The organism is Butyrivibrio sp. XBB1001, assembly GCF_000424505.1.
Taxonomy (GTDB): domain Bacteria; phylum Bacillota; class Clostridia; order Lachnospirales; family Lachnospiraceae; genus Butyrivibrio.
Genome location: NZ_AUKA01000033.1, coordinates 1 through 6927 on the forward strand (window position 1 = coordinate 1; position 6927 = coordinate 6927).

At 39.5% G+C, this 6927-nt stretch carries 8 protein-coding genes; 6 read left to right on the forward strand and 2 right to left on the reverse strand.

The features are described from left to right. The coding region (locus tag G631_RS0115765; protein ID WP_026490259.1) for a 2'-5' RNA ligase family protein at positions 1-377 on the forward strand (377 nt) is incomplete at its 5' end. A gap of 161 nt (positions 378-538) precedes the next feature. Here the strand turns inward: G631_RS0115765 and G631_RS0115770 are convergent. Then, positions 539-2230, reverse strand: a complete 1692-nt coding sequence (locus G631_RS0115770; RefSeq protein WP_026490260.1) for a cellulose binding domain-containing protein — start codon at positions 2228-2230, stop codon at positions 539-541. 409 nt (positions 2231-2639) lie between these two features. On the opposite strand from G631_RS0115770, the gene bcp reads away from it, so the two are divergent. The 5 genes from bcp to G631_RS0115795 all read left to right on the forward strand — a co-directional run bounded on the left by bcp (position 2640) and on the right by G631_RS0115795 (position 5954). After that, the gene (bcp, locus tag G631_RS0115775) at positions 2640-3095 is read left to right on the forward strand and encodes a thioredoxin-dependent thiol peroxidase (RefSeq protein ID WP_013281335.1); all 456 of its coding nucleotides are present in this window, start codon (positions 2640-2642) and stop codon (positions 3093-3095) included. After that, on the forward strand, positions 3092-3838 hold the full coding sequence (gene yaaA / locus G631_RS0115780) for a peroxide stress protein YaaA (RefSeq protein ID WP_026490261.1): 747 nt from the start codon (positions 3092-3094) through the stop codon (positions 3836-3838). Before bcp ends, yaaA begins: the two co-directional genes overlap by 4 nt. A gap of 341 nt (positions 3839-4179) precedes the next feature. After that, positions 4180-4686 (forward strand): nitroreductase family protein, encoded by a 507-nt coding sequence (locus tag G631_RS0115785; protein WP_026490262.1) that lies wholly within the window; start codon positions 4180-4182, stop codon positions 4684-4686. A gap of 99 nt (positions 4687-4785) precedes the next feature. Then, positions 4786-5169: a VOC family protein gene (locus G631_RS0115790; protein ID WP_026490263.1), complete on the forward strand. Its 384-nt coding sequence runs from the start codon at positions 4786-4788 to the stop codon at positions 5167-5169. A 17-nt stretch (positions 5170-5186) separates the two neighbouring features. Next, positions 5187-5954: a DUF3800 domain-containing protein gene (locus tag G631_RS0115795; RefSeq protein WP_026490264.1), complete on the forward strand. Its 768-nt coding sequence runs from the start codon at positions 5187-5189 to the stop codon at positions 5952-5954. Between the two features lie 251 nt (positions 5955-6205). Here G631_RS0115795 and tnpA read toward each other — a convergent pair whose 3' ends face one another. Then, complete coding sequence (tnpA, locus tag G631_RS0115800) at positions 6206-6655, reverse strand: IS200/IS605 family transposase (RefSeq protein ID WP_051197323.1); 450 nt, start codon at positions 6653-6655, stop codon at positions 6206-6208. Positions 6656-6927: the final 272 nt, after the last annotated feature.

Below are 6927 nucleotides of genomic sequence, written 5' to 3' on the forward strand. Positions count from 1 at the left end.
TTGGGGAGTATGACGATCCTGAGCAGGTGGTGGAGGTTATGCAAAAGGTGCCGCTTAGGTCTTTTTCTGTAAGGCTGAGTGGGTACAGGCCTTTCAGAGATATGTTTTTTGCTGAGTTTGAAGAAAACGAGAGCCTGAAAGAGTATGCGAAAAGGCTTAGGAAAGCTCTTTTGGAAGAAGAGATTTCTTTTGACAGAAAGAAGTTCATGCCGCATGTGACGCTGATCCGGAGAGCAGACTGCACTAAGGGCAAAGCTTTTTTGCCAGAGTTTCAGGAAAGTGACGCTATGAGAGTCAATGGCATTTCTCTCATGAAGTCTGAGCAGGGGAGGCATGGAGTGGTATATACGGAAATTGGGTATGCCAGGGCATTGTGAGGCTGAAATGTATCTAAATAAAAAAATAGCATCTCTGGGCTCTGGTGAAACGTCGTCACCTTTGCTGTGGATGCTATTTTTTTACTTAACAACTGTTTCGCTACAAATTGGACAAAAGGGCCGCGCACTAATAGCTTAGTGCGACAGCCCCCCTTAAAGTCTTATCTATAACTGTATTGAATCAATTTGTTCACTTCATGAACCCCATCTGCGTCAATATCAAATACATACCATGCATTACCGCTGCCGCTTGCAGGAACTTCAAATGTGTCCACAAGAACGCTTCCCTTGTATGCGTTGACGATTGCTCCTGATTCTGCTATCACAGGTTTGCCGCTGAAGTTATAAACAACATACTTAAGCGTTTTTCCATTATAATATTCGTTGTCGATATCTATAGTTATAGTTTCCGGTCCTAATCCGCGTGTATTATCAACATCTAAAGTTGCTACAACTTCGCCGCTGCTGCTAAGTTTTTTCTTTCCGTGGTAAACACTGGCGACCTTTCCACCATCCTCCCCATAAATATCCAGATGCGAATCCAGATCTTTGGGCGTAGGATTCCATGTGAGTACTATTCTGTACTGTCCTTCAGGAAGCACCGGTGAAATAGCCATTACTACAGTTTCTATTGATTCCTGCTCCACTGCGGTAACGTTAAAGTATCCGGTAATGAAACCATCGATTGATACTTCTGCAGTGTAATCTCCTTCCTTTACAGCAAACTGTACATCTCCATTTTCAGTTGAGACTGCTTCTGCAATGAAGTCACCTTCCTGATTGTCTTTACCTTCACGAAGCCTTACAACAGCACCTTCAATTGAAGATCCGCTTACAGCATTTATGACATGTCCATAGATTGCGAGAATAGGTGCTTCAGCCTCTTCTGAATACTTTGTCAGCACATAGTCATTTATCTGCGCGGAGGAATCTACTGTAACATCCGGATTATCCCAGGGAGCAACTACGTTGAATCCGAAAGATACAGATTCTCCTGCCGGAATATTCTGATTATAACCTGCATTCTTTATAACATATCTTCCGTTCTCATGCTGTTCGATAATGCCGTTCCATATCTGTGTGATTTCGTTGGCAAAAACAAATTCAAGTCCCCAGTCCTCAATAGTCTTGTCAGTATTGTTCGTGATAGTTACCTGGCCTGTGAAGCCTGTCCCCCAGTCTGCTATAACTTCGTAAGTGACTGTGTAGTCTTCTTGTTGTGTATCTGTCTTGGCATTCAGGTTTTTAAAATCAGTGGGCTCGCCATTAAAAGCTGTACCAACGCTGAACCCAAAGAATACAGATCCGCCAACCGGAATATCCTGATTCCAGCCGCAGTTATTAATAACAAACACGCCGTTTTCATGGCTTTCTACAACGCCGTTCCAGATTGTTGTAAAATCTGGAGCGTCATAGGCCATGCTCAGTTTCCAATCTTCGATAACCCTATCGCTCGTATTCTCGATAGTAACACCTGCATTGTATCCATCTCCCCAATCTTCAAGGAGAGCAAATGTAACCTTGTATCCGGGATCTGCAGATTCTTCTGCTGCAACAGCTTCTTCTGCTACAACAGGCTCTTCAGGGAAAACTTCTGTCTCTTCTTCGGGCGCTTCTGGCAACACGTATGTTACTTCAGGCTCCTCAGCTGGAACGATAGTTGTGTCCTCCCCATCAGAGGTGATTGTTGCGTCCTCCTCATCAGAATCGATAGTTGTGTTCTCCTCATTGGGGGCGATTGTTACATACTCTTCATCGGGCAATTCTTCAGCAAAAGAATTGAATGAGATCATGTTAAAAGACATTGCTACTACTAATAACGACGAAACCAAAACGCTCTTTTTCTTGAACATAATATACCCCTTTTACAATACTTAATTGTCAGTTCAGGCAGTATCACAGCGCCGGCAGAAGTGATATCACCAAAAAGAAGTATATCAATAATATATTTGATATGCAATTGGTAGTAATAAAAAATACGTATTTTCGTGATTTTCGTAATTTCAACCAATTCATTATTTTTCCTTTCTGCTTTTAATTCGAACAACTGCCTATTACCGTTTAATTCTTTTCCACAGTTTCCTTTACTGTTCTCATGATTGTGCTATCATGTCTCTTGATATAGGTAATCTTAGCAATATTGTATAATTAAATTTGCTTGATAGAATAATTTGATACTATTCCGGAGCAGCTTGACAAAGTTCGCCCGGGGTGTGACTAGGGGACGGAGTTTACGGTCCATTTTTTAGAGGAGGATTTACTATGTTAGAAGTAGGAACAAAGGCACCAGATTTTGAACTTCCTGATCAGAATGGGGAAATGCATTCCCTTAAGGACTACAGAGGCAGGAAGGTTATTCTGTATTTTTATCCCAAGGATAATACTTCCGGCTGTACCAAGCAGGCATGCGGCTTTTCAGAGAGATACCCTCAATTTACCGAAAAAGGTGCAGTTGTTCTTGGAGTAAGCAAGGACACAGTGGCATCACACAAAAAGTTTGAAAAAAACTACGGACTTGCTTTCACTCTGCTTGCTGATCCTGAGCGCAAGGTGATAGAAGCCTACGATGTTTGGAAAGAAAAGAAAAACTATGGAAAAACATCCATGGGCGTAGTCAGAACGACATATCTGATTGATGAAGAGGGCATGATCATCAGAGCAAATGATAAGGTCAAAGCCGCAGATGATGCCGAGAAGATGCTGGGTGAATTGTCATGAGGATCATTTTATCTCCTGCAAAGAAAATGAACATCGATACTGATACTCTTGAGCACCAAGGATTACCGGTCTTTTTGAATCAAACCAAAGAAATCCTTGATTGGCTTAGAATGCAGTCATATGCGGATTTGCAGAGGCTATGGAATTGTAATGACAAGATTGCGGAGCAGAATTTTAAGCGCGTTAAAGAAATGGACATTTATAAAAGGCTGACTCCGGCGATCATTTCTTACGAGGGAATTGCATTTCAGTATATGGCTCCGTCTGTTTTTGAGGACAGTTCTTTTGACTATGTTCAGGAACATCTGAGAATTCTGTCAGGATTTTACGGAGTATTAAAACCTATGGACGGGGTAACACCCTATAGGCTTGAAATGCAGGCAAAAGCAGTAATAAATGGGGCCAAGGACTTATATGAATTTTGGGGTTCTTCCCTGTATAAAGAGGTAAGGGACGATTCTGGAGTAATAGTAAATCTTGCTTCCAAGGAATACTCTAAATGCATAGAGAAGTATCTAACACCCGAAGATCACTATGTAACAGTTGTTTTTGGCGAGATGGAAAAGGGTAAATTTGTTACCAAAGGAACGTATGCAAAAATGGCTAGAGGTGAAATGGTCAGGTATATGGCAGAGCATCAGATAGAGAACCAGGATGACATAAGATCTTTTGACAGGCTAGGCTATGTTTACAGAGAAGATCTTTCCAATGCCACACAGATAGTGTTTGAATTGGTACACTAAATGGAACACCTTGAAAGATTGTAACTGTTGGCATGAAGTTCTGACACAGTATCAAAAATATAACGAAAAAGAACCTGCCGAAGAAGTTAATTCCTCGACAGGTTTTCTTTATGGAAAAATCTACGGCTAAACTAATGGAGTATAAGAGAAGAAATTTTTCACTGACATTTTTAAAATTCATCTCGTATAATTGAGGATGAGTTATTTAACTTATACTTAGTAAATTCGCCGGAGGAACGAGATTCATGAAATTTGCTATGTTACTGTGGAGTTTTGGATTTTTTGAATAACTGACATATCTTTTAAATAACAGAATCAATGTAGCAAAGGAGATTATAGATATGGAATTTAATAAAGTTATTCAGAAGAGAGAGTCTGTTCGTAAGTACAGCGATACAAAGCCAACAGAAGATCAAGTGAAATATATTCTAGAAGCAGGGCGCTTAGCACCAACAGCTTTTAATAAACAACCACAACGAGTGTATATACTAAAAAGTGGAGAAGCTCTTCAGAGGATGGACAGTGTTCATCCATGCCGTTATGGAGCACCGATGGTAATTCTAGTATGTTCTGATAAAAATGCTGCAAGTAATTTTCAGGGTGGAAATAGCTATTTGACAGATGGTGTTATTGCAGCAACACATATGATGTTGGCAGCAACAGATATAGGATTGGATACATGTTGGGCTGGAGTGAATGATGTTCTTAAAACACAGAAGGTTTTTGACCTGCCAGAAAACATCTATCCTATTTGTTTCCTGGATTTGGGATTTCGCGCTAGCGATTTCAAAGGTGTATCTAGCGATAAAAAAAGAAATCCAATTGATTCAATGGTAACTATTTTATAATGGATGTAGCGGTTGCTGATTCTAAGGTTAGACCTTATACAAAAATCAGAAGCTGCCTGGATTATGAGGTTTGATAATAAGCTCTGAGGTGAGAAAATGATGAAGATTGAGCACGTAGCTATGTATGTGAATAACCTGGATACTGTCAGAGATTTCTTTGTGAAATACCTGGGGGGTAAGTCCAATGATGGTTATCACAACGTGAATACAGATTTCAGATCTTTCTTTATCTCTTTTGACGATGGAGCAAGGCTTGAACTGATGAATAAGCCTGGACTTGTTGATGCTGAGAAGCAGCTTACCAGGACCGGGTATATTCATATTGCCTTTTCTGTTGGGAGCAAAGAGAAAGTTGATGAGCTGACTGATCGTCTTAAGAACGATGGCTTTGAAGTAGTCAGTGGTCCAAGGACTACCGGCGATGGATATTATGAGAGCTGCATTGTTGCAATTGAAGGGAATCAGATAGAGATTACAGAGTAATGTAAGCGGGGGGATAAATGATATGTGGCTTTTATTTGCGGTTCTTTCAGCAGTGTTTACAAAAGGAAAATGACGTATATGTATACGTTGATGAATCGGGAAGTATTACTAAGACAAATGTTAGTAATAATAGGTATTTTGTCATCGCAATGGTTTTTACTGATAATCCTATTGCAATCAGGAGATTATTTAAAAAGAAAATATCTCAGATGATTAAGAAAGACAGCAAGAAAAAAGAAACAATTATATTGAATAAAGAAATAAAAGGTTCGGAGCTATCTGAGAAAGAAAAAATAAAAATATATCATCATATATTAGCACATGGAAACGATAAGGTTGAACTAGGAGTAATTGTTCTTGATAACAACTATACTGAAGACAAGTTTATAGAAAACCATGCCAGGACATTTAACTATATGATACAGGTGTTTTTTGATAGCTGTTATAGAAATCATAGTAAATATATGCGTGGGGCAGGGAATATTAAGATTTTACTAGATGAGCAGAATGTTGCTACAGGTGCCAAATATGATTTGGAGGAGTATTTAAACCAGCAGCTAACCATCAGAAATCCGATATGTGATAAATTTACAGCAAATTATACGGATTCTAAGAATGAAAAACTTGTTCAGCTCGCTGATTTTATTGCAAATACCTTTTATAGGAATATAGAGAAGAAGGATCGGGATAGTGCGGAAACAGTGAAAATATGGATCAATAGCTTGTGCGGAGATGATGTTTTCGATTTTTCTGAAGCACACGACATAGAGTTAAACATGAATTGAGCTTTGACTAATTGATGCATAAGTGCTAATATCTTAGAAGCAAAGTAAATCGTTGCAAACCGCATGAGGATGTAAGGCAGATGTAAGCTGTCCGGTCCAGCGTTTTTGTTAGAGAGGCGTTCCAGATATGGGATGTCCTTTTGTTTTATAAAATTCGTGCGAGAAAACCCCTTCCGATGAAATCGGTTGTGGGATGAATCGCACTAGCTTTTCCTTTTGTATTTCCCTGTCTTAATGTATTTGCGTTTGTGTTATTCTGTTCGTTGCTCTTCAATGTATTTCTTAACAGTTTCAAGTGAAACACTTCCAGTAGTGGCACAAAAATAACTTGCGCTCCAGAATGGTGAATCTCCCCACAGATACTTTTCTATATGAGTCCTATATGTATTCCTTACTTCCTTGGATAATTGTGATTTTAACGAGTTGATGAGCTTCACAGGAGCAACATCAGGTGGCATGGAGATCAGCAGATGCATGTGATCGACATCTGTCTCTGCAGAAATGAGCTCGCTGTTCATGCGCCCGCAGAGGTAAGCAGCGTAATTCTTCATGAAATCACCAATCTCATCTGTGATCACTTCCTTTCTGTATTTTGTCACAAAGATCACATGGTATGTGAGTTTGTATACGGAATGTGAGCCTCTTATGTAGTCGTCAAGGTTTTCTGATCTTGATACTGATTTTGCTGCTGATTTCTGCATATAGTTTCCTCTATCCAAAAAGAACAAATGTTTGTGTGATTCTGAAAAATGTGCTATAATACTAACTATAGAATACTAATAAGGAATTTACAACCGTGTACAGAACAAGGCAATACAGGATAAGCAAAAACCACATACTCTATGACTATTGCAGGGATATCTGCAGATCATCAGCCATTCTGTACAACAGGGCAAATTTCATCTTAAGGCAGTATTCATCATCAGTAGATTCAATGGCTGTGTTCAAGCCTCTTTTCTCCAATCAGATGATG

Bases quoted from the DNA above. Each gene is read 5' to 3' on its own strand.
- G631_RS0115770 (WP_026490260.1), bottom strand. From the start codon at position 2,230: ATGTTCAAGAAAAAGAGCGTTTTGGTTTCGTCGTTATTAGTAGTAGCA.
- bcp (WP_013281335.1), top strand. From the start codon at position 2,640: ATGTTAGAAGTAGGAACAAAGGCACCAGATTTTGAACTTCCTGATCAG.
- yaaA (WP_026490261.1), top strand. From the start codon at position 3,092: ATGAGGATCATTTTATCTCCTGCAAAGAAAATGAACATCGATACTGAT.
- G631_RS0115785 (WP_026490262.1), top strand. From the start codon at position 4,180: ATGGAATTTAATAAAGTTATTCAGAAGAGAGAGTCTGTTCGTAAGTAC.
- G631_RS0115790 (WP_026490263.1), top strand. From the start codon at position 4,786: ATGAAGATTGAGCACGTAGCTATGTATGTGAATAACCTGGATACTGTC.
- G631_RS0115795 (WP_026490264.1), top strand. From the start codon at position 5,187: ATGATATGTGGCTTTTATTTGCGGTTCTTTCAGCAGTGTTTACAAAAG.
- tnpA (WP_051197323.1), bottom strand. From the start codon at position 6,655: ATGCAGAAATCAGCAGCAAAATCAGTATCAAGATCAGAAAACCTTGAC.